This is a genomic window from Ectopseudomonas toyotomiensis, assembly GCF_900115695.1.
GTDB lineage: Bacteria > Pseudomonadota > Gammaproteobacteria > Pseudomonadales > Pseudomonadaceae > Aquipseudomonas > Aquipseudomonas toyotomiensis.
Genome location: NZ_FOXK01000001.1, coordinates 439,782 through 459,658 on the forward strand (window position 1 = coordinate 439,782; position 19,877 = coordinate 459,658).

A 19,877-nucleotide genomic window follows, 5' to 3' on the forward strand; every position below is an offset into this window, starting at 1 on the left:
CTGATCCTGTTGGCCTAGAAGCTCACGCCGAAGCTGAGCGCCAGGAAGTCGCGGTCGACCGCGGTGTTGTACTCGCCACCGAAGAAGTCGGTGTACGAGAGGCTGGCTGTATAGGTGTTGCGGTAGTCGGCATCGACCCCGAAACTCACCGCCTTGGCACCCTCGTTGAACAGGCCGTTGGGGCCATAGCCGTCGACGTCATGCGACCAGGAGACGTTCGGCTTGAGGTTCACCCCGGCGAACACGTTGCTGTACTCCCAGATACCGCGCACCCGGTAGCCCCAGGAGGTGCTGGTGACGAAGCCGTGAGTGTCGCCACGGAATCCGTAGGCACCAAACAGCGAATCGCGGCCGTAGCGCAGGTCTTCACGGCTCTCCAGCCCACCGACATGGGCCATGCCGATTTCGCCCACCAGGGTGAAGCGCCCGGCGCCCATCACCTGATCGAAGAAATGGGTGAAGGTGGTCTGTACCTGGGTGACTTCCTTGCGCCGGTAGCCGACGTTGTCCTGCCCTGGGCCGGCCGCGACCGGCGCGGTGCCGGGAGCGATGGGATTGAGCAGGCTCAGGGTCATGTCGGTGGTGTTGATCTGCAGCGGCAGGTTCGGCCGGTAGCTCACCTCACCCGCCCAGGCCGTGCCAGTAGGCAAGGTAGTAGAGAAGCTCATGCCGTAGAGACGGATGTCTTCCGGGTACTCGAGGTAGTAACGACCGTTGCCGAGCATCACGCTCTGCGCCAGGCCAGCCCCACTGCCCGGCACAATGCCTTCGGCGGTGCCAATGATCCCCGGCAGTGCGGCCAGGGTCGCCAGGCCGGCGTTCTGCGTGCTGACGATGGGCGTGCGGCTGTGGTAGTTCATGAAGTAGGCGCCGTACTCGGTTTCATCACCGAGCCAGCGCAGGGCCAGGCCCCATTGGCCGCTATCACGCGCATCACGATCGCCGGCACGCGGCAGGATCACCCCTTCGCTGTCGACGCGAAAGCCCTGCCCGAACGCGGCGGCAACCGGCTGCAACGGCGCGATGGCCGGCGAGCCGATGTGGTAGCCGTTGTCGCAGCCATCGGCGGCCACATCGGCGGTGGAGAAGAAGGTGCCGCAGTTGTCGATGATGGTCTGGTCCCACTCCAACTGGTAGAAGGCCTCCATGCTCAACTGATCGGTCAGGCTCTGCGACAGGTAGAGCATGTTCACCGGAATCAGACCCTCCTTGATCTCCGCACCTGGGCGGCGGAAGGCGGCCACGTCGATCGGGTTGATGGCGTTGATGCTGTTGCCGATGAAGGTGCTCTCGCCCCAGCTCACCACCTGCTTGCCGACCCGCACCGTGCCAGGCAGATCACCAATGGCGTAGTTGTGGTAGAGGAAGGCATCGAGAATTTCCGCCCCCGAAGACTTGGCGCCCTCCTTGCGATTGCTGTCGTCGATATCCTTGAACAGGCGACTTTCATCCTTGAGTTCGAAGTCATACCAGTACTTGCCGCGCACGAACACGCCGGTATCACGGTACTTCAGCTCGAGATCGTGGATGCCCTTGAAGATCTTCGAGAAGGTCTCGCCCTTCTTGAAATTCAAGCGCCCATCGTCACCAGTCTGCGCCTGGCCCTGGCCGCCGTTGTTGGGGCCGATCAGATCGCGATCCGGACTGCGCATCGACCAGCTGGCGCCGACCGACAGCGAGCTGTCGAACTGCCCTTCGATCTCACCGATGTTGAAGTTGACGGCCTGTGCCGGTGCGACAAAACCGACGGCGACGGCCAAAGCCAAGGTGTGCGGCTGGAATAGTCCGGGCCCTGTTGTTCTTGTCATGCGGGTCTCCTGAAGTGGGGTGCAACTGCAGGGAACCCTACGCAGCGACCACACCTCGGATAAGCGCACCAAGGAGGGATTTCATCTGTCGCCCGAAAGGATGAATGGCGCCCTGGCGCGGGGCGCAGGCCGCGCCACTCAGCCTGCTGAATGACGGGGTATCAGGAAGGTGGGGAACTATTTATCGGCAGACCGTGCTGCCCAATGCGCCACGGCTCTGAACTGTAGGAGCGGCGCACCACCGCGAACAAGGGCCGCGAAGCCCGGACAGCTCCGCGACCAAGCAGGGCCGTAACGAAAGCCGCCGGGAGCGCCTAATCCGATCGCCATCGACAGAGCCCGGAATCGGGCTCTGCCTGGTCGATCAGTTGCTGCTGACCGCCAGTTCGCGCAACAGGACCTTATGGAACAGCACCGGCGCTTCGACCTGCGGCGAATGGCCCAGCTCCGGCCACTCCACCAGCTTCGCGTCGGGGATCGCCTCGGCGGTCTTGCGCCCCAGTTCCGGGTAGTTGCCAAGGCGCTCGGCGACATCGGCAGGCGCGCGGCTGGCGCCCGGCGCGGTGCGATCCTTACCACCGATCAGCAACAGGGTCGGAGCCTTGATATTGGTGAACTCATGCACCACCGGCTGAGTGAACAGCATCTCTGCCGTCTGCGCCTGGTTCCAGGCGACGATCTCCTTGCCCGGCCCGCTGTACATGCCGTTGAGCATGTCCACCCAGCGGTCGTACTCGGGCTTCCACACACCGTTGTAGTAGAACTTCAGCTGGTAGTTCTTGATGCCGTCGTAGGAGGTCTTCAACTCACCTTCGTAGAGCTGGTCGACCGTCATGTAGGGCACGCCCTCCGCCTGCCAGTCCTCCAGACCGATAGGGTTGACCAACACCAGTTTCTCGACGCGCGAGGCATGGCTCAGGGCATAACGCGCGGCCAGCATGCCGCCCATTGAATGACCGATCACCGTAGCCTTCTCCACACCCAGCGACTCCAGCAGCGCGTCAGTATTGCTGGCCAGTTGGCCGAAGCTGAACTGATAGCCACGCGGCTTGCTCGAGCTGCAGAAACCGATCTGATCCGGCGCGATCACGCGGTAGCCGGCATCGCTCAGCGCCTTGATGGTCGCCTCCCAGGTGGCGCCGCAGAAATTCTTGCCATGCAGCAACACCGCCGTGCGGCCATTGGCCTGGCCGGCTGGCTTCACGTCCATGAAGCCCATCGACAGATCCTGCTGCTGCGAACTGAATTCGAAGCGCTGGATCGGGTGGGGGTACTCGAAACCTTCCAACTGAGGGCCATACCCGGCTTGCGGCGAAGCCTGGAGCGCGGAGAGGGGAAGAAGGCTGGCGGAAAGTGTCGCGATGAGCAGGGTTTTCGTCACGGGCGCATTCCTGTATCGGGTTCAATGCTGAACGCCCGCTACGACCAGACGCAGGCGTAAAGAAGCGATCGACTATAGCAACCGACCTCCACCGCTAAGGCAGCAATGCATTGCAGGATATGACCGAAAACCTTGAGATAGAGCCTTTCAGCGTTGCTCATGGCTCCGAGCGGATCGCTCAGGCGTTCAGCGCCAGCGATCGAGTAGATTCACCGCCAGCCGGTCCAGCCAGCCCCACAGGCGCTGTTGCGCTCGGCGCCACCAGGGGCGCTGGTGCCAATCATCGAGGGTGATCTCGCGGCTGACGCCAAAGTCCTCGATGAAGCTGGCCGTCACTGCCCGGGTAAAATCCGGGTCCAGCGCCTCGACATTGGCGTCGAGGTTGAAACGCAGGTTCCAGTGGTCGAAGTTGCACGAGCCGACGCTGACCCAATCGTCCACCAGCACCATCTTCAGGTGCAGAAAACGTGGCTGGTATTCGAAGATGCGCACCCCGGCCCTGAGCAACTTGGGGTAGTAGCGCTGCCCGGCAAAACGCACCGGCGGATGATCAGTGTTGCGCCCGGCCAGCAGCAGGCGCACCTCGACACCGCGCGCCGCAGCGCGGCGCAGGGCGCGGCGGATTTTCCAGGTCGGCAGGAAATAAGGAGTGGCCAGCCAGACGCGCTGCTTGGCGCCCTTCAGCGCGCGCAACAGCGACAGCAGAATGTCGCGATGCTGCGCCGCATCGGCATAGGCCACGCGCCCCAGACCAACGCCGGCTGGCGGGCATTCAGGCAGGCTCAGCGGTATCGGCTGATAACTCGGGCGCCAGGAAAAGCGCGCCAGCCACAGTTGCTCGAACAGCTGCTGCCAGTCGCCCACCAGCGGCCCTTCGATTTCCACCATGGCTTCGTGCCAGGGACTCCGAAGCTCGTCTGGCAGCCAGAACTCATCAGTGGAGCCGGTGCCGCCAACATAGGCCAGGCGCTGGTCCACCAGCAGCAGCTTGCGGTGATCGCGATGAAAGTTGCGGATACCCCGCCGCCAGCGCACCGGGTTGTACCAGCGCAGTTGCACACCGGCGGTCTGCATGCGCTCACGTAACGCGATGCCCAGGCCTGCCGCACCGTAGGCATCGAACAAACCACGTACCCTCACCCCACGCTCAGCCGCTCGGCACAGCGCGTCGACCAGACGCTCGCTGCAGCTGCCGTCCTCGATCAGGTAAAGCTCGATTTCCACCTGCTGCTGGGCGCCCTCGATGGCTGCCAGCATACGCGGGAAAAACACCGGCCCGTCCAGCAGCAATTCGAAGCGATTGCCGCCTCGCCAGGGAAAGATGCTGCCGCGCGCATGCACGCTCAACGCGCCGTGAAGATCAGCACGGCGCCCACCGGCACCGACAGGCTGATGGCTGGCAGTTCGGCGATTTTACGCAGCGCCTCGACGCCGCTGGCCAGGGCGAAATCTTCGGCGTGCAGCACCAGCGGCGCCAGGGTCACCACCTGGAAGCGGCGATCATCCAGCCGCGTCACCAGCAGTTCGCTGTGCAGCTCGCGCGTGCGCTCGTTGAGGGTCAGTTGCAGGGGCAAGCGCAACTCCAGCTGCGCCCCGGGTGCCAGGTCGGTGAGTTGCGGCAGGTTGACCTGTGCGCTGATGCGCGCCTCGGGCAGACGTGAAGTATCGAACAGCATGGTGCGCAGGCGCTCGTCACGCAGCGGGATACCGGTGCTCAGCGAGTCAAGATCCACGCGCAGGCGCGCGCGACCATCGGCCGCGATCTGCCCGTGCAGGGTGAGAAAGCGATGCACCTCCGACTGACTGCCGGAATGGGTGGAGATGAACGACAGCCGCGAGGACTCGTTGTCCAAATACCAGTCGGCGTGAACGGGCAAGGCAGCGGCAAGCAACAGGGCGAGAAGCGAACGGCGCATGAGAACTCGAAAAACGGCATGACCAGGCGGCAACGATAGTCGCCAGCGCGAGCCTTGCAAAGCCCGGCGCCCACAGCACCGTAGGGTGGGTGCAACCCACCGCTTCCGAGGTGGCGGGTTTCACCCGCCCTACTTGCTCGGCAACAACTGACAACCCTGCCGCTCGCCCAGCCAGGCCGCGCTGTGAGTACGGCCCAGCCCGGTGGCGGTGACGCGTTTGGCGCCTTCGTCATCGAGCACGCTGCTGATCGGCACATACTGCTTCACATAGCCTTCACAGTAGGCCGCCGGGTTGCCGCTGACGTAGCGGCAGGAGCAGTACTCCTTGGCCGTATAGGCGCCGATGATGTCGGGGAAGGCGGCCAGATGGGCGCGATTAGGCCAGGCCCAGGCCAGCAGCAGGACCAACAGTAGCACCAGCGCGCTGCGGATCGGATGACGACGAATCATGGCTGCACCTCTTCGGCGAAGGCCGCACGCACGCGTTTAAGCATCTCGTTGTGCTGGAAGCTGCCGTCGCGGTCATCGGCGTAACGCACCACCAGCAGGTTTTCTTGTGGCATCACGTACAGCCCCTGCCCCCAATGCCCGAGCGCAGCGATGGTATCGGCCGGTGCATCCGGCCAGGGCCGCGTGCTGCCTGGCAGTTCGGCGTTGAGCCACCAATGCCCGCCTGGCACGGCATCACCCGGCTTGGCCAACTGCGGCTGGTAGCCAGCGAAAGGCGCGGATACGAAGTCGACCCAGGCAGTCGGCAGCAACTGGCGCTCGCCCCAGCGACCGCCGCGCTGCATCAGCAGGCCGACACGGGCCAGGTCGCGCGCGCTCAGGTAGGCATAGGACGACGCGACGAAGGTGCCGCTGGCATCGCGCTCCCAGGTCGCGCTGGTGATACCCAGCGGCTCGAACAGCGCTGTCCAGGGATAGTCAGCGTAAGACTGCTCGCCGACCATGCCGCGCAACGCGGCAGCCAGCACGTTGCTGTCGCCACTGGAATAACGAAAGCGCGTGCCCGGCGCGGCGTCCGCCGCATGCTCGGCGGTGAAGGCCGCCATGTCGGTGCGGCCGCGGGTGTAGAGCATGGCCACCACCGAGGATTTCAGCGGCGCATACTCGTAATCCTCTTCCCAGGCCAGGCCCGAGGCCCAGTTGAGCAAGTGACCGATCTTGATCTGCGGATGCTCGGCCATCGCCGGGTAGTACTGCGCGGCCGGTGCATCGAGCTTGAAGCGCCCCTCGCCGTAAGCGACGCCGAGGGTGGTGGCGAGCAGGCTCTTGGCCATCGACCAGGTCAGGTGCGCGGTCCGCGCCGTGGTTGGTTCGGCGTAGCGCTCGTAAACGATCTGCCCGTCGCGTATCACCAGCAGCGCATCGGTACGCACGCCCGTGCGTTCGACGTCATCGCGTTCCGGAAAGGCATACTGTTCGAGCTCGGCCAACGCGGCGCTCTCGACGCGGGGTTGGCTCTGCCAGTCGGGTTGCGGCCAGTTCTGCGCCTGGGCGGTGCTGGCAGCCAGGCTGAAACCGAGCGCCAGGCTCAGTCGACGAAGCAAGGAAATAGGCATGGGCGGCCTCGATCAGAAATCGTGGCGCACCCTAGCATGGCCATGATGACGGCTTGAAGCGACGGAACCGCCATCTGCGCCCCTCATTTGGGCAGTTGGTAATCCTCAGGCCCCATCAGGTCGAGACCGCATTCCAGGTTCTCGATCCAGTAGAGAAATGCGCTGATCATTTCCGCGCCGACGAAGGGCCGGCCGTGCTGCGGCACAATCATTTCCACATCCATCTGCCGCACCATCGCCGCCCATAGGCGACAGGCCTTGTTACCGGCCATATAGCGGCGATGGAAGCCTTCCATGTTCGGTACGTGGTTGACGAAGTCGCGCACCGGCGAAGCGTCGTCGACCATCGAGGCCCCCATGTCACCGGAGAAAAGGATCTTGCTCACCGGGTCATAGACCTGGAAGTTGCCCACCGAGTGAAGAAAGTGCGCCGGCACGGCCTTGAGCGTGCATTTGCCCAGCGGGATGCTCTGGCCACGATCGGGCAGCGCGATGATGCGATCGAAGGTGTTGATGCCACGGCTCAGCACCAGGTAGTTGGCGGTCAGGTGCGGCAGAAAACGCGCCCACAGCTTGGAGCAGATCACCCGCGCGCGGGTGTGCAACAGCCACTTGTCCAGCGAGGCGATGATGTCCGGGTCCTGGTGCGAGGCAAAGATGTAGGTCAGGTCCTGCACCGGAATGTGCTTGGACAGTTCCAGCGACAGCGGCGTGTAGGTCAGATCACCACCCGGATCGAGCAGCAGATACTGCTCGTTGTCGGTGATCAGAAACTGGTTGGATTGCACGCCTTCGCCGCTGACCAGGTCATCGAACATCAGGCATTGGTGGCTGCCGTTATCGAACAGCACGATGGGCTCGCGGCGCATGGAAACCTCTTGGATGATTCGCGAGGCAACCTTAAGTGCACGACCGCCAGCCGGTACTGATATGGATCAACGGCCGGCGACAATCCGCCGCGCTTTCTCCAGACGCTTGCTGCGCGCCGCCTCGGCGATGCGCAGCAAGCCCTTGTCGCGCTGCCACAGCTCGGCCCAGTGCACAGGACAGCCGGCAAAGCCCACCTCCAGTTCGCCCGCCAACGCCTGCTGCTCGGCGAACAACCCGGCCAGCAGCAGATGGGTGGTGGGCGCATCGGGCGCCTGCCGCGCGACCTCGGCACAACCGGCCAACAGCGCCTGCAGGCGCAATAGCAGCGTTTCAGGCCAGGCACAATCGCGCCCCACGCCAAACTGCCAGGCGACAACAGCGGTAAGTACGTGCACGTCTTCCAGAGTGCGGAAGGGCTTGACGTAGTCGTCCCAGCCGTCGCCGGCCAGGCGCTCGCCGTGGGCCTGTTCCAGGTGCAATCGCGCATGGCCGATATCCGGCATCAGCGGCAGCGCCGGCAGTGGTTCGATACGTACACCCGGCGCGCCCTGGCGCACCACGCCCAGAGCCAGACGCGGCGCCTGCCCCTCGTCCTCCTCGCGCGCCGCCACCAGCAGCCAGTCGGCGCATTCGGCGGCGGTGACGAAATCCTTGCGGCCGGTGATCTGCAGGCCGTCGATACGCGTGTTCATGTCCGCCGGGCGGGTGCTGCGGTTCTCCGTCACGCACAGGGCGCCTGCTGTCCAGGGCGCCGCCGGCCACAGCATGCGCAACGCCGCCTGATAGCCGGCGAGAAAGGCCAAGCCCGGTGTAGCCGCCTGCAAGCCCCCCACCAACGCCAACTCGAAAGGCTGCGGCGTATCCCCCAGGCGCGCCAGCAGGCGAGCGTACCAGTCTTCCAGGCCGGCTTCGGCAGCCAGGCGTTCGATGGGCTGAAACAGACTCGACCAGGGCATCGTGGGTCTCCACTTGGCAGCGCCAGGTGCGCCGTCACATAAGCATCAAAAAAGCTTCACGGTGGTGACACCGCAGCTACCTAGCCTGAGCTTGCCCAACAAGATCGACCGGCTGCAAGCATTCAGCCGGCACACGGAGGATCTGGCATGACTCAAACCCCTCGCCGTCTGCAGGCCGAACGTCTGCAAGGCCCCGCCGCCCTGCGTGAAGCTCAGGCCTTGCGCTACCGCGTATTCAGCGCGGAATTCGATGCCAAGCTCAACGGCGCCGAACTGGGTCTGGACATGGACGACTACGACATCCACTGCCGCCATATCGGCGTGCGTGACCTCAATAGCGGCGAACTGGTCGCCACCACTCGCCTGCTCGATCACCAGGCCGCCGCGGGCCTCGGTCGCTACTACAGCGAAGAGGAATTCGCCCTGCACGGCCTGGCCAAACTGGAAGGCCCGGTGCTGGAAATCGGCCGCACCTGCGTCGATGTCGCCTACCGCAACGGCGCCACCATCGCCGTGCTCTGGGGTGAACTGGCCGAGGTACTCAACGAAGGCGGCTACCGCTACCTGATGGGCTGCGCCAGCATCTCCATGCAGGACGGCGGCATCCAGGCGCATGCCGTGATGCAGCGTCTGCGCGAACGTTACCTGTGCACCGAACACCTGCGTGCCGAGCCCAAACATCCCCTGCCGCAACTGGATCTGCCGGGCAACGTCATCGCCGAGATGCCACCACTGCTCAAGGCCTACATGCGCCTGGGCGCGAAAATCTGCGGCGAGCCCTGCTGGGACCGTGACTTCCAGGTGGCCGACGTGTTCATCCTGCTCAAGCGCGACGAGCTATGCCCACGCTACGCTCGGCACTTCAAGGCGGCAGTCTGACAGCTACACTTGCATCCCCTGCGCCGGCCCTGTAGACAGAGGCCGGCTTTTTTCATCTGGAGTCCTGCATGCCCCGACTGCGCCTGGCCCTGCGCCTCTTTCATCTGGCCCTGGTAATCGCCCTCGGCACCTTGCTGGCCGGCATCGTCAGCCTGTTCGAGCGGGTGGTTCGGCGCGACCTGATGCCGCTGCGCCAGCGTCTGACGCGCTGGTTCCTGGCGCGCCTGGGCGGCGCCCTGCCATTTCGCGTACGGGTCGAGGGCGAGCTGCCGACGCAGCCGATGCTGTGGGTCAGCAACCATGTGTCATGGACCGACATTCCGCTGTTGGGCGCCCTGCAGCCGCTGTCCTTCCTGTCCAAGGCGGAGGTGCGCGACTGGCCGGTCGCCGGCTGGCTGGCACACAAGGCCGGCACGCAGTTCATCCGCCGCGGTGCGGGCGACAGCAGCCAGGTCGGCCAGCAGCTCACTCGACATCTGCAGCAGGGTCATCACCTGCTGATATTTCCCGAAGGCACTACCACCGACGGCCTCGCGCTGCGCACTTTCCACGGCCGCCTGCTGAGCAGCGCCATCGACAGCGGCGTGGCCGTACAACCCGTCGCCATCCGTTATCTGCGCGACGGTCAGCCCTGCCCCGTGGCGCCCTTTATCGGCGACGACGACATGCTCTCGCACCTGCTGCGCCTGCTCTCGAGCTCGGCCTGTGACGTGGAGATCCGCCTGCTCGCGCCGATTCCCAGCGAATCACGCAGCCGCAACGAACTGGCCCGGCACAGCCAGGCCATCATCGCCAGCGCCCTGCTGCTGAATGCAGCCGAGCAGGAGCAGGCCGAGGCGGCTTGAGCGCATTCAGTCAGCCGGCGGCACGATCAAGGCGTCGCTGTCGACCGACGCCAGCAGCTGGCTGGCCACGCTGCCGAGGAAGAAGCGCGAAACGCCTTCACGGGCGTGGGTGCCCAGGACCAGGAGGTCCGCTCCGGAGTGGCGCAAGGCCTCGCCAATCACCCCTTCCGGTGAGCCAATCTGTACCAGCAAACGCTCGTGACCCAGCTTCGCACCGACTGCATCGAGGCGCTCCACCAGTTGCTGACGCAGCAGCTCGCGCTGGTTCTCCAGCACCTCGGCGCTGATGCCGGCTTCCATCATCGCACCCGCCGCCACCGGCTCGACCGCACTGGCCACATGCAGGTTGTCCAGGCTCGCCAGGCCCAGCTCACGCGCCCGGTTCAGAGCCTGTTGCGACGTACGCGACAGGTCCATCGCCAGCAGCGCATGACGATACTCGTGGGTTACCGGGCCATTGACCCGCAGCACCGGCAGATGGCTGCTGCGCACCACGCGTTCGAGCGTGGTGCCGACGAAGAAGTCGCGCAGCGCCGACTTGCGATGCGCTCCCACCACCAGTAGATCGGCGCCCATGCCCTGCGCGCTCTCGACGATCACCGCCGCGGCCTCGCCAGTGCCCACGATCACCCGCGGAACGCTGCCGGCCTGCTCGCCCAGGCGTTCGGCCTGCGCCTGCAAGAGCGTCTCGGCTTGTTGCACCTGACGCTGCACGTGCGCGGCCGGCGCATCGTCATCGATCACATGCAGAAGACTCCACTCACCGCCACCCTGACGGCGGATCAGTTGCACGGCGCGCTGCACCGCATGCGCCGAACGCTCAGACAGGTCGGTCGCTACCAGAATCTTGATCATCTCGTTTCCTCCATGGGTTTAACACCGCGTTACATTCAAGCGCCTCTCGACTCCGTACTCCTTGATGCAGGTCAGGCCCGACGCGGTAAAGCGGACTAGGGTAATCAGGACTGCTCACTGCCCGCCGGATGGCGGCCGACAAGCGCAGCCCGGCCCAACCAAGGAGACGCACCGCATGGGCAATGCCCCCTCACAACATAGTGACCACACCTGGCACGGTTTGACTGCACAACAAGCGCTCGACACGCAGCACAGCACCACCAGCGGTCTCAGCCAGGACGAAGCCGAACTGCGCCTGCAACGCCACGGCCGCAATCGTCTGCCACCGCCGAAACGGCGCGGCCCGTTGCTGCGCCTGCTGTACCAGTTCCACAACGTGCTGCTGTACATGATGATGGCTGCCGCCCTGGTCACTGCCCTGCTCGGCCACTGGGTCGATACCGGGGTGATCCTTGCTGCGGTGCTGATCAACGTGGTGATCGGCTTCATCCAGGAAGGCAAGGCGGAGAATGCCCTCGACGCCATCCGCAACCTGCTTTCGCCGCACGCCCTGGTCATGCGTGGCGGCGAACGCCGGGAGATCGACGCCGATCAGCTGGTACCCGGCGACATCGTCCTGCTCGCCTCCGGCGACAAGGTGCCGGCTGACCTGCGCCTGATCAGCGTGAAGAACCTGCTGGTGGAAGAAGCGGCGCTGACCGGCGAATCGCTACCGGTGGAAAAATCCCTGGCCCGTTGTCAGGCCGATGCGGCGCTGGGCGACCGCCGCTGCATGGCCTATTCCGGCACCCTGGTGGCCAGCGGTCAGGCTAGCGGCGTGGTGGTGGCCACTGGCGCGAGCACCGAGCTGGGCCGCATCGGCGCCATGCTGCAACAGGTGCAGGCGATGACCACGCCGCTGCTGCGGCAGATCGAGCAATTCAGTCGCTGGCTGGCACTGGCCATCCTGATCTTCGCCATGGCTACCTTCGCCCTCGGCACCTTCTGGCACGGCCAGGACCCGGCCGAGATGTTCATGATGGTGGTGGCGCTGACCGCTGCCGCCATCCCCGAAGGCCTGCCGGCACTGATGACGGTGATTCTCGCCCTCGGCGTGCAGCGCATGGCCGGGCGCAACGCCATCGTGCGGCGTCTGCCGGCGGTGGAAACCCTCGGTTCGGTAACGGTGATCTGCTCGGACAAGACCGGCACCCTGACGCGCAACGAAATGACCGTGCAGCGTCTGGTCACCGCCAGCCGCGTGCTCGACGTCAGCGGCGTCGGCTATGCCCCGACGGGCGCCTTCCATCTCGATGGTGCACTGCTGGAGCCGGATGCCGCGTTACTGGAAATCGCCCGCGCCGCTACCCTGTGCAACGACGCCCAGTTGCAGCAAGACGCGACGGGTAGCTGGCGCTTGCAGGGCGACCCCACCGAGGGCGCGCTGCATACCCTGGCTTTGAAGGCCGGGCTGGAGACCCCGACGCTGAAACTGCAACTGCCGCGTAGCGACAGCATTCCCTTCGAGTCCGAGCATCGCTTCATGGCCAGCCTGCACCATGACCACCAGGATCATGGCGTGATCTTCCTCAAGGGCGCGCCGGAGCGCCTGCTGGACATGTGCAGCGACCAGCGCGATGCCGACGGCGGCGTGCAGCCGCTGGACGCCGACTACTGGCGGCGCCAGGCCACCGACCTGGCCGCCCGTGGCCTGCGCCTGCTGGCGATCGCCAGCCGCACGGCCTCGGCCTCCCAACGCAGCCTGAGCTTCGCCGATGTGGAGCAGGACATGACCCTGCTGGCCCTGGTAGGCATCATCGACCCGCCGCGCGAGGAAGCCATCGCCGCCGTCGCCGAATGCCAACGCGCCGGTATCCGGGTCAAGATGATCACCGGCGACCACGCCGAAACCGCCCGCGCCATCGGCGCCCAGTTGGGCATTGGTATCGACATGCCAGCGATGACCGGCGCCGAGCTGGAGCTGCTCGACGAGCGCAGCCTGCGCGAGGTGCTGCCCGGCGTCGAGGTCTTCGCCCGTGCCAGCCCGGAGCACAAGCTGCGTCTGGTACAGGCCATGCAGGCCAGTGGCGAAGTGGTGGCGATGACCGGCGACGGCGTCAACGACGCCCCGGCTCTGAAACGTGCCGACGTCGGCGTGGCCATGGGCGACAAGGGTACCGAGGCGGCCAAGGAAGCGGCCGAAGTGGTGCTGGCCGACGACAACTTCGCCACCATCGCCGGCGCCGTGCGCGAGGGCCGGGCGATCTACGACAACCTGAAGAAGTTCATCCTCTTCGCCCTGCCCACCAACGGTGGCCAGGCGCTGATCGTGATCGCCGCCATCCTGTTCCAGCTGACCCTGCCACTGACCCCGGCGCAAGTGCTGTGGATCAACATGGTCACCTCGGTGACCCTGGGCCTGGCCCTGGCCTTCGAACCGGCCGAGTCCGGGCTGATGGACCGTCCGCCGCGGGCACCAGACGAACCCTTGCTGTCGGGCTTCTTCGTCTGGCGCGTGTTGCTGGTGTCGCTGCTGATGGCCGGCGCCGGTATCGGCCTGTTCCTCTGGGAATTGCAACAGGGCACCGGGCTGGACAGCGCGCGGACCATGGCACTGAACGCCGTGGTGATGTGTGAGGTGTTCTACCTGATCAACAGCCGGCGCATCTTCGCCTCGGTGCTCAGTTTCAAGGGCCTGTTCGGCAGCCGCGCGGTGCTGCTGGCCATCGCCGCCTGCCTGCTGCTGCAGGCGCTGTACACCTACGCGCCACCGATGCAGCGGCTGTTCCACTCCACCGCACTGGATGCAGCGCAGTGGGCGCGCGTGGTGCTGGCCGGGCTGGCGGTGTTCGTCATCGCCGAACTGGAGAAGTGGCTGATCCGGCGTTGGCACCTGCAGCCCAGAGGGTGAACTTGGTGCGCACCGCGCGCCCTCCGGAGCTGAAGTCCATTCCAAGGGCGCAGGCAACAGCGTGGGAGGCGCTTTAGCGGCGAGCTTTTACCATGGCCATCGCGGCTAAAGCCCCTGCCACGAGGGCCCGCTCAAACCAGCTCACGTCGCTCACTTTGGGCGAAGGTCATCAGTTCGGGGTAGAAGGCGCGAAAATCCTCGCTCAACGGCTCGTACAGCCGCTCCAACTCCGCCAGGCTGCCGTCGAGCAACTGCGGCCGCGACAGCCGTCGCTGCATGCCAGCGATCACCTGCTCCAGCACCGCGAACTCGCGGTAGCTGCCCAGCCAGTCCTGAGCCGCCATGCGCGGCGCCATCAGCGCCAGGCGCCCTGGCAGCTCGGCCTCGGCGGCCAGCACCCGGTACACCTCGCGGGTGAAATGCTCCAGCGGCTGCGCCGCATACTCGGCCCAATCGCGGGCCAGGCAATGGTCGAAGAACAGGTCCAGCAGCATGCCGGCCGTGCGTCGCCGCGTGGCGGGAAACCGGGCACGCGCGCGTGCCTGCAGCGGGTGGCTGTCGGTAAAGGCGTCGATGCGCCGGTGCAGGCGGATGGCCGCTTCGATCTCTGTCGGCCAGCGTCCGGCCAGGGGGCCCTTGACGAAGTCGCCATACAGGCTGCCGAGCAGTTGCGGCGGTGCGTCGCCGCCAAGATGGAGATGGGCCAGGTAGTTCATGACACGAGCTTACCGCCCTGAGCAGGACAATCGAAGCCGTTGATGGAGACTATTGGAACAATCGATCTGTATATCGTCCATAGACGATATAAGGTTCGCCCCATGACGATACACACCGACACCGCCATGGACATCGACACCATCATCAAGGCCCTCGCCCACCCGGTACGCCGCGACATCCTCGACTGGCTGAAGGAGCCCGAGCTCAACTTCGCCGAACAGGATCACCCGCTGGAGATCGGCGTGTGCGCCGGCAAGATCTTCCTGCGCACCGGGCTGTCGCAATCCACCGTTTCCGCCCATCTGACCACCCTGCAACGCGCCGGTCTGGTGACCAGTCGCAAGGTCGGCCAGTGGCATTTCTTCAAGCGCAACGACGAGCTGATCCAGGCTTTTGTCGAGCGTCTCGGCCAGCAACTCTGATTTGACCTTTCCCTCGGAGAAACCACCATGCCCACACTGTTCGACCCCATCCAGATCGGTGATCTGCAGCTGAACAACCGCATCATCATGGCACCGCTGACCCGCTGCCGCGCCGATGAAGGCCGTGTGCCCAACGCGCTGATGGCAGAGTACTACGTGCAGCGCGCCTCGGCCGGCCTGATCATCAGCGAAGCCACTGCCGTCACGCCGATGGGCGTGGGCTACCCGAACACCCCCGGTATCTGGTCGGATGCGCAGATCCGCGGCTGGAGCAACATCACCCAGGCGGTACACGCCAACGGCGGCAAGATCGTCCTGCAGCTGTGGCACGTCGGCCGTATCTCCGACCCCATCTACCTGAACGGCGAACTGCCGGTCGCTCCCAGCGCGATCCAACCGGCCGGCCACGTCAGCCTGGTGCGTCCGATCAAGGACTTCGTTACCCCGCGTGCGCTGGAGACCGAAGAAATCGCCGATATCGTCGAGGCTTATCGTCAGGGCGCCGAAAACGCCATGGCCGCCGGTTTCGATGGTGTGGAGATCCACGGCGCCAACGGTTACCTGCTCGACCAGTTCCTGCAGAGCAGCACCAACCAGCGCACCGACCGCTACGGCGGCAGCGTCGAGAACCGCGCGCGTCTGCTGCTGGAAGTGACCGATGCAGCCATCTCGGTATGGGGCGCCGGCCGCGTCGGCGTACACCTGGCACCGCGTGCCGATTCACACGACATGGGTGACGCCAACCGCGGCGAAACCTTCGGCTACGTCGCTCGCGAGCTGGGCAAACGCGGCATCGCCTTCATCTGCGCTCGCGAAAAAGCCGACGACGACAGCCTGACGCCGCAACTGAAGAAGGAATTCGGCGGCGTATTCATCGCCAACGAACGCTTCACCAAAGATCAGGCCAACGCCTGGCTGGCCGAAGGCAAGGCTGATGCCGTGGCCTTCGGCATCCCCTTCATCGCCAACCCGGACCTGCCCGAGCGCCTGGAACAGGACGCCGCGCTGAACGAGCCGCACCCGGAAACTTTCTACGGCTCCGGCCCGGTCGGCTATATCGACTATCCGCGCCTGTAAGATCGCAGCTGATGCACCTCCCGCAAGCGACATCCTGTGGGAGGGGCTTTAGCCGCGACCAATAAACCAACGCCCCGCAGTGCGGGGCGTTGGTTTATCGAGGTCTTGGCACTCAGCGCTGATTGATCTGCTGCTGCAGATTCACCACCTGGCTCTGCAGGGTATTGATGTTGCGCGTCATCTGCGCACGGAAAGCATCGAACTCGGCGGTATTCGGACCGGCACTGGTGGCCGGGCGGTTGTCCAGCTCGCTGCGCAGCACCAGCAGATCCTGCTCCAGGCTACGGATCGATTGCGCCGGATTGCCCTGCTTCTTCAGTGCATCGATATCGCCACCGAGAGCCTTGATGCGGGTATCGAGCTTGGCCAGTTCGGCCTGGGTCGCCTTGGCATCCGCCTGGGCGGACTTCAGCGCTGCCTGCTCGGTGGAGAGCGCCTGCAGACGCTTGTCGAAGTCGGCGCTGGCGCCGATGCCACTCTTGAGCTCCGCACCCAACTGCTCGATGCGCTTGTCCAGCGCCGCCTGCGCCGTGGCGCTCTGCTGTTGCTGCTTGCCCAGCTCGGCCAGGCGATTTTCCAGCTGCTTGACCTGCAGTTTGAGTGCCTCGCTGCCGCTGGTGACGTTGGACTCGGTGGCCACCACCTTGCCGGAAATATCCTGAATTCGTCCGGCCGCCTCTTCGCTGATGCGCGCGAAGCTTTCCTGGGTCGCCACCAGGCGCTGCTCCATCAGGCCGATCTGCTGCAGGCTCCACCAGCCCAGGCCGGCCAGGGCGAAACTCAGCGCACCAACCAGCGCCCACAGCGGCCCGGTACTGGCGCCCTTGGCCACTGCAGCCTTGCTGCTGGTGACACGGCTGCTGCGCGGGGCCGGCTCCTCACGCGGCTCGGCGAAATCCTCACGGCGCTCCGGAGTCAGGCTGGGCAGATTGTCGAGTTCGTCGTTGGCGTCGTTACGCATGGTCGGACCTATGGTTGGAACGAATGAACGGAAATGCCGCGCAGTATACCGATTCGCCATTACACCATCAGCGTCGCGCCAAGCAGGTGCGCGGCGCACCGACGAAGGGCGCGACAGGGCCATCGACTCGCCTGCAGCCCAGCAGTTCCGCAAAACATGAACTGGTACGCACTTTGCTTTTTCTCCCGTCGTGAACGAGCCGATAGCGCGTCGCTCACAAGCCAGCAGGCGGCCTGAAAGTTCTGCAAAGCAATACAACACGAACGGGTGTTACAGCCGCAGGGAAGAGGCTGTTCAGGTTGCGGAAGGTGTGGAACACCGAAGTCCGTGACCCTTCAACCAATCGGGGGAAGTGGCAATGGAACTGAACAAAGAAGTACTGGACTGCATGAAAGCGCTGCGTCGCCGTCTACGCGAAGAGCAAGACATGGACATTCGCCTGAGCCAGCCCAACGCGGTCGGCGCCATGCTCGATGGCAGCCTGAAATCCGACGATGAAGAAACCCGCCGCCTCGGCCAGCGCCTGGCCGAACTGTCCGATCAACCGCAGCGCGCATCGGTCACCCCACTGGCCGCCGTCGAGATACCGGTCGGCGCGCCAACCGGCTCGGTACGCATCTATCGCGGCCAACGCATCTACGCCTGAGGTCCCATCTGCGCCTGCCACCAGGTGCAGAATTCATCCAGTGCATCCCACAGACTGGCCCGGGGTTCGTAGCCAAGGTATTCGCGGGCACGGTCGATGTTCAGGGAGAAATCCCTGGCCATTACCGCCACACCAAGGCGAAACAGACTCGGTTCTGGCCGCCCCGGCAGCATCCGACACACGCCTTCGTTGAGCGTCGCCGCGGCGTAAGCCAGCGGGAACGGCACATGCCGCGTCACCGGCGGCAACTCAAGGCGGCGCAGCACGTAATTGACCACATCCCATAGCGGCACCGGCGCGCCGTTGCTGATGTTGTACACCTGGCCGAGCGCCGCCCCGCCCACTTGCAACGAGCTGAGCAAAGCGTCGTTAAGATTGTGCACATTGGTGAAGTCGACCTTGTTCAGACCATTGCCGATGATCGCCAGACGCCCCTTGCGCTGCATGCCGATCAAGCGCGGGAAGATGCTGGTATCACCCGCGCCGGTGACGAAGCGCGGACGCAGGGCGATCACCTCCAGGCCGAACTCCTGCGCGGCGAACACCTGCTGCTCGGCCAGGTACTTGGTCTTGCCGTAGTGATCGGAGAAGCGCTTGGGCACCTGCTCCTCGCGAATATCGACATGGGACTTGCCATCGAAATAGATCGACGGTGAGGACAGATGCACCAGGCGCCGCACCTTCTGCTTGAGGCAGGCATCGACGACATTCTCGGTGACCGTGACGTTGGCCTGATGAAAATGCGCATAGTCGCCCCACACGCCCACCGCACCCGCGCAGTGCACCACGGCCTCGACATCCCGGCACAGCGCCTGGGCCAGTTCGGCATCCCCCAGATCGCCCTGGACGAACTCGGCGCCGCGCTTGATCAGATGCTGCACGCCCTCGGCACGACGGCCGTTGACCCGCACATCCAGGCCCTGTTCGAGCGCGAAACGAGCGAAGCGCCCCCCGATGAAGCCACTCGCGCCGGTGACCAGAATCCTCATCGCCATCCCCTACCATTGATTCTTGTAGTTGCCGCACTCTAGCAGCGCTCGATCCCCGCTGCCCTGTCGGTAACGGCCAGAATACCGACCCACCAGGCCGCACTCACCTGGCCAGGCGCACCCTACGGACCGGGTTGTACCTGCACCAGCGCGCCGCCGGCTGCGCGACGCAGGCGTTCGGTCAGCTCGCCGAGCAACTCGCCGCCATTGCGCCAATGGTGCCAGTACAACGGCACATCGATGCAGCGCTCGGGCAGCAGATCCACCAGCCTGCCGCTGGCCAGCTCCTCGCGCACCTGCAGTTCCGGCACCAGGCCCCAGCCCAAACCGCCCTCAGCGAGACGCACGAAACCTTCGGACGAGGGGCACAGGTGATAGGCAAAAGCACCGGTGACACCGAGGCCTGCCAGGTAACGATGCTGCAACTGATCATCCGGGCCATAAACGATGGCCGGCGCACGCACCAGCGCGTCAGCGCTGACGCCAGCGGCAAAATGCCGGGCGATAAAGGCCGGGCTGGCCAGTGCGCGATAGCGCATCGCCCCCAGCGCCAGACTGCGCGCACCCGCCACCGGGCGCTCGGCAGCACACACGCAACCGGCCACTTCGCCCGCTCGCATGCGCTTGAGGCCGACTTCCTGATCCTCCACTACCAGCTCCATCAGCACCTGCTGGGTGGCACAGAACTCCGCCGTCGCCGCCGCCCACCAGGTCGCCAGGCTGTCGGCGTTGATGGCGATGCGCAGACGCTCGGGCAAGGCCTGCTCATCCAGCCCCGGCACCTGGCCTTGCAGGTCGCGCTCGAGCAGGCGCACCTGCTGCACATGGTTGAGCAGACGCCGGCCGATTTCGGTGGGCGCTGGCGGTGTCGCGCGCACCAGCACCGGCTGGCCGACACGCGCCTCGAGCAACTTGATGCGTTGCGACACCGCCGACTGCGACAGCCCCAGCACCTGCGCCGCGCGTTCGAAGCCGGCCTGCTCCACCACCGCCGCCAGGGCGGCGAGAAGTTTGTAATCGAACAATCGATTTTCCTAATGAGTGATCAGCAATATTGGTTTCTCTTATATACCCGCACACAGCAGACTGGCCAGCATTCA

19 protein-coding genes are annotated in these 19,877 nt (G+C 65.1%); 6 read left to right on the forward strand and 13 right to left on the reverse strand.

All coding sequences use genetic code 11. The features are described 5' to 3' along the window. Window positions 1–14: 14 nt before the first annotated feature. The 8 genes from BM186_RS02180 to BM186_RS02215 all read right to left on the reverse strand — a co-directional run bounded on the left by BM186_RS02180 (window position 15) and on the right by BM186_RS02215 (window position 8,496). On the reverse strand, window positions 15–1,808 hold the full coding sequence (locus BM186_RS02180) for a DUF1302 domain-containing protein (protein ID WP_074913361.1): 1,794 nt from the start codon (window positions 1,806–1,808) through the stop codon (window positions 15–17). Between the two features lie 364 nt (window positions 1,809–2,172). Further along, window positions 2,173–3,189 carry an alpha/beta fold hydrolase gene (locus BM186_RS02185; RefSeq protein ID WP_074913363.1) on the reverse strand — a complete coding sequence of 339 codons (1,017 nt, stop codon included), beginning with the start codon at window positions 3,187–3,189 and terminating at the stop codon, window positions 2,173–2,175. Between the two features lie 186 nt (window positions 3,190–3,375). Further along, on the reverse strand, window positions 3,376–4,530 hold the full coding sequence (locus BM186_RS02190) for a phospholipase D-like domain-containing protein (protein ID WP_074913365.1): 1,155 nt from the start codon (window positions 4,528–4,530) through the stop codon (window positions 3,376–3,378). Window positions 4,531–4,532: 2 nt separating this feature from the next. Further along, complete coding sequence (locus BM186_RS02195; protein WP_074913367.1) at window positions 4,533–5,105, reverse strand: YceI family protein; 573 nt, start codon at window positions 5,103–5,105, stop codon at window positions 4,533–4,535. A gap of 129 nt (window positions 5,106–5,234) precedes the next feature. Next, a complete protein-coding gene (locus BM186_RS02200; protein WP_074913370.1) occupies window positions 5,235–5,555 on the reverse strand; it encodes an amidase in 321 nt (106 codons plus the stop codon). Beyond that, window positions 5,552–6,670: a serine hydrolase domain-containing protein gene (locus tag BM186_RS02205; protein ID WP_074913372.1), complete on the reverse strand. Its 1,119-nt coding sequence runs from the start codon at window positions 6,668–6,670 to the stop codon at window positions 5,552–5,554. The genes BM186_RS02200 and BM186_RS02205 overlap by 4 nt, the downstream gene beginning before the upstream one ends. Window positions 6,671–6,753: 83 nt before the next feature. Further along, a complete protein-coding gene (locus BM186_RS02210) occupies window positions 6,754–7,539 on the reverse strand; it encodes an oxygen-binding di-iron domain-containing protein (protein WP_074913374.1) in 786 nt (261 codons plus the stop codon). 66 nt (window positions 7,540–7,605) lie between these two features. After that, window positions 7,606–8,496: an acyl-CoA dehydrogenase family protein gene (locus BM186_RS02215; RefSeq protein ID WP_074913376.1), complete on the reverse strand. Its 891-nt coding sequence runs from the start codon at window positions 8,494–8,496 to the stop codon at window positions 7,606–7,608. A 147-nt stretch (window positions 8,497–8,643) separates the two neighbouring features. On the opposite strand from BM186_RS02215, the gene olsB reads away from it, so the two are divergent. Both olsB and BM186_RS02225 read left to right on the forward strand, forming a co-directional pair. Next, entirely contained in the window at window positions 8,644–9,375 is a 732-nt protein-coding gene (olsB, locus tag BM186_RS02220) for an L-ornithine N(alpha)-acyltransferase (RefSeq protein ID WP_074913378.1), read from the forward strand. Window positions 9,376–9,443: 68 nt separating this feature from the next. Then, window positions 9,444–10,220 (forward strand): lysophospholipid acyltransferase family protein, encoded by a 777-nt coding sequence (locus BM186_RS02225; protein ID WP_074913380.1) that lies wholly within the window; start codon window positions 9,444–9,446, stop codon window positions 10,218–10,220. A gap of 6 nt (window positions 10,221–10,226) precedes the next feature. Here BM186_RS02225 and BM186_RS02230 read toward each other — a convergent pair whose 3' ends face one another. After that, window positions 10,227–11,075 carry a universal stress protein gene (locus BM186_RS02230; RefSeq protein ID WP_045734270.1) on the reverse strand — a complete coding sequence of 283 codons (849 nt, stop codon included), beginning with the start codon at window positions 11,073–11,075 and terminating at the stop codon, window positions 10,227–10,229. A gap of 175 nt (window positions 11,076–11,250) precedes the next feature. Here BM186_RS02230 and BM186_RS02235 point away from each other — a divergent pair, with 175 nt between their 5' ends. After that, window positions 11,251–13,965, forward strand: coding sequence for a cation-transporting P-type ATPase (locus BM186_RS02235; RefSeq protein ID WP_074913382.1), 2,715 nt, complete (start codon window positions 11,251–11,253; stop codon window positions 13,963–13,965). Window positions 13,966–14,096: 131 nt separating this feature from the next. Here BM186_RS02235 and BM186_RS02240 read toward each other — a convergent pair whose 3' ends face one another. After that, window positions 14,097–14,681: an acyl carrier protein phosphodiesterase gene (locus tag BM186_RS02240; RefSeq protein WP_074913384.1), complete on the reverse strand. Its 585-nt coding sequence runs from the start codon at window positions 14,679–14,681 to the stop codon at window positions 14,097–14,099. A gap of 126 nt (window positions 14,682–14,807) precedes the next feature. Between BM186_RS02240 and BM186_RS02245 the strand changes: the two genes are divergently transcribed. Beyond that, the gene (locus BM186_RS02245) at window positions 14,808–15,104 is read left to right on the forward strand and encodes an ArsR/SmtB family transcription factor (protein WP_169886839.1); all 297 of its coding nucleotides are present in this window, start codon (window positions 14,808–14,810) and stop codon (window positions 15,102–15,104) included. A 27-nt stretch (window positions 15,105–15,131) separates the two neighbouring features. Then, window positions 15,132–16,181, forward strand: coding sequence for an alkene reductase (locus BM186_RS02250; protein WP_072422907.1), 1,050 nt, complete (start codon window positions 15,132–15,134; stop codon window positions 16,179–16,181). Window positions 16,182–16,293: 112 nt separating this feature from the next. Here BM186_RS02250 and BM186_RS02255 read toward each other — a convergent pair whose 3' ends face one another. Then, a complete protein-coding gene (locus BM186_RS02255; RefSeq protein WP_074913386.1) occupies window positions 16,294–17,142 on the reverse strand; it encodes an ATPase in 849 nt (282 codons plus the stop codon). A gap of 358 nt (window positions 17,143–17,500) precedes the next feature. Between BM186_RS02255 and BM186_RS02260 the strand changes: the two genes are divergently transcribed. Beyond that, a complete protein-coding gene (locus BM186_RS02260) occupies window positions 17,501–17,788 on the forward strand; it encodes a hypothetical protein (RefSeq protein ID WP_074913387.1) in 288 nt (95 codons plus the stop codon). Here the strand turns inward: BM186_RS02260 and BM186_RS02265 are convergent. Both BM186_RS02265 and BM186_RS02270 read right to left on the reverse strand, forming a co-directional pair. Next, window positions 17,779–18,777 (reverse strand): NAD-dependent epimerase/dehydratase family protein, encoded by a 999-nt coding sequence (locus BM186_RS02265; protein ID WP_074913526.1) that lies wholly within the window; start codon window positions 18,775–18,777, stop codon window positions 17,779–17,781. The genes BM186_RS02260 and BM186_RS02265 overlap by 10 nt on opposite strands. A 122-nt stretch (window positions 18,778–18,899) precedes the next feature. Beyond that, window positions 18,900–19,802, reverse strand: coding sequence for a LysR family transcriptional regulator ArgP (locus BM186_RS02270; RefSeq protein WP_074913389.1), 903 nt, complete (start codon window positions 19,800–19,802; stop codon window positions 18,900–18,902). Between the last annotated feature and the right edge of the window lie 75 nt (window positions 19,803–19,877).

Excerpts from the sequence above, each read along its gene's own strand:
- BM186_RS02235 (WP_074913382.1), top strand. The coding sequence starts at position 11,251 with ATGGGCAATGCCCCCTCACAACATAGTGACCACACCTGGCACGGTTTG.
- BM186_RS02230 (WP_045734270.1), bottom strand. The coding sequence starts at position 11,075 with ATGATCAAGATTCTGGTAGCGACCGACCTGTCTGAGCGTTCGGCGCAT.
- BM186_RS02255 (WP_074913386.1), bottom strand. The coding sequence starts at position 17,142 with ATGCGTAACGACGCCAACGACGAACTCGACAATCTGCCCAGCCTGACT.
- BM186_RS02180 (WP_074913361.1), bottom strand. The coding sequence starts at position 1,808 with ATGACAAGAACAACAGGGCCCGGACTATTCCAGCCGCACACCTTGGCT.
- BM186_RS02210 (WP_074913374.1), bottom strand. The coding sequence starts at position 7,539 with ATGCGCCGCGAGCCCATCGTGCTGTTCGATAACGGCAGCCACCAATGC.
- BM186_RS02260 (WP_074913387.1), top strand. The coding sequence starts at position 17,501 with ATGGAACTGAACAAAGAAGTACTGGACTGCATGAAAGCGCTGCGTCGC.
- BM186_RS02250 (WP_072422907.1), top strand. The coding sequence starts at position 15,132 with ATGCCCACACTGTTCGACCCCATCCAGATCGGTGATCTGCAGCTGAAC.
- BM186_RS02240 (WP_074913384.1), bottom strand. The coding sequence starts at position 14,681 with ATGAACTACCTGGCCCATCTCCATCTTGGCGGCGACGCACCGCCGCAA.
- BM186_RS02245 (WP_169886839.1), top strand. The coding sequence starts at position 14,808 with ATGGACATCGACACCATCATCAAGGCCCTCGCCCACCCGGTACGCCGC.
- BM186_RS02195 (WP_074913367.1), bottom strand. The coding sequence starts at position 5,105 with ATGCGCCGTTCGCTTCTCGCCCTGTTGCTTGCCGCTGCCTTGCCCGTT.
- BM186_RS02215 (WP_074913376.1), bottom strand. The coding sequence starts at position 8,496 with ATGCCCTGGTCGAGTCTGTTTCAGCCCATCGAACGCCTGGCTGCCGAA.
- BM186_RS02205 (WP_074913372.1), bottom strand. The coding sequence starts at position 6,670 with ATGCCTATTTCCTTGCTTCGTCGACTGAGCCTGGCGCTCGGTTTCAGC.
- BM186_RS02200 (WP_074913370.1), bottom strand. The coding sequence starts at position 5,555 with ATGATTCGTCGTCATCCGATCCGCAGCGCGCTGGTGCTACTGTTGGTC.
- BM186_RS02265 (WP_074913526.1), bottom strand. The coding sequence starts at position 18,777 with ATGAGGATTCTGGTCACCGGCGCGAGTGGCTTCATCGGGGGGCGCTTC.
- BM186_RS02225 (WP_074913380.1), top strand. The coding sequence starts at position 9,444 with ATGCCCCGACTGCGCCTGGCCCTGCGCCTCTTTCATCTGGCCCTGGTA.
- olsB (WP_074913378.1), top strand. The coding sequence starts at position 8,644 with ATGACTCAAACCCCTCGCCGTCTGCAGGCCGAACGTCTGCAAGGCCCC.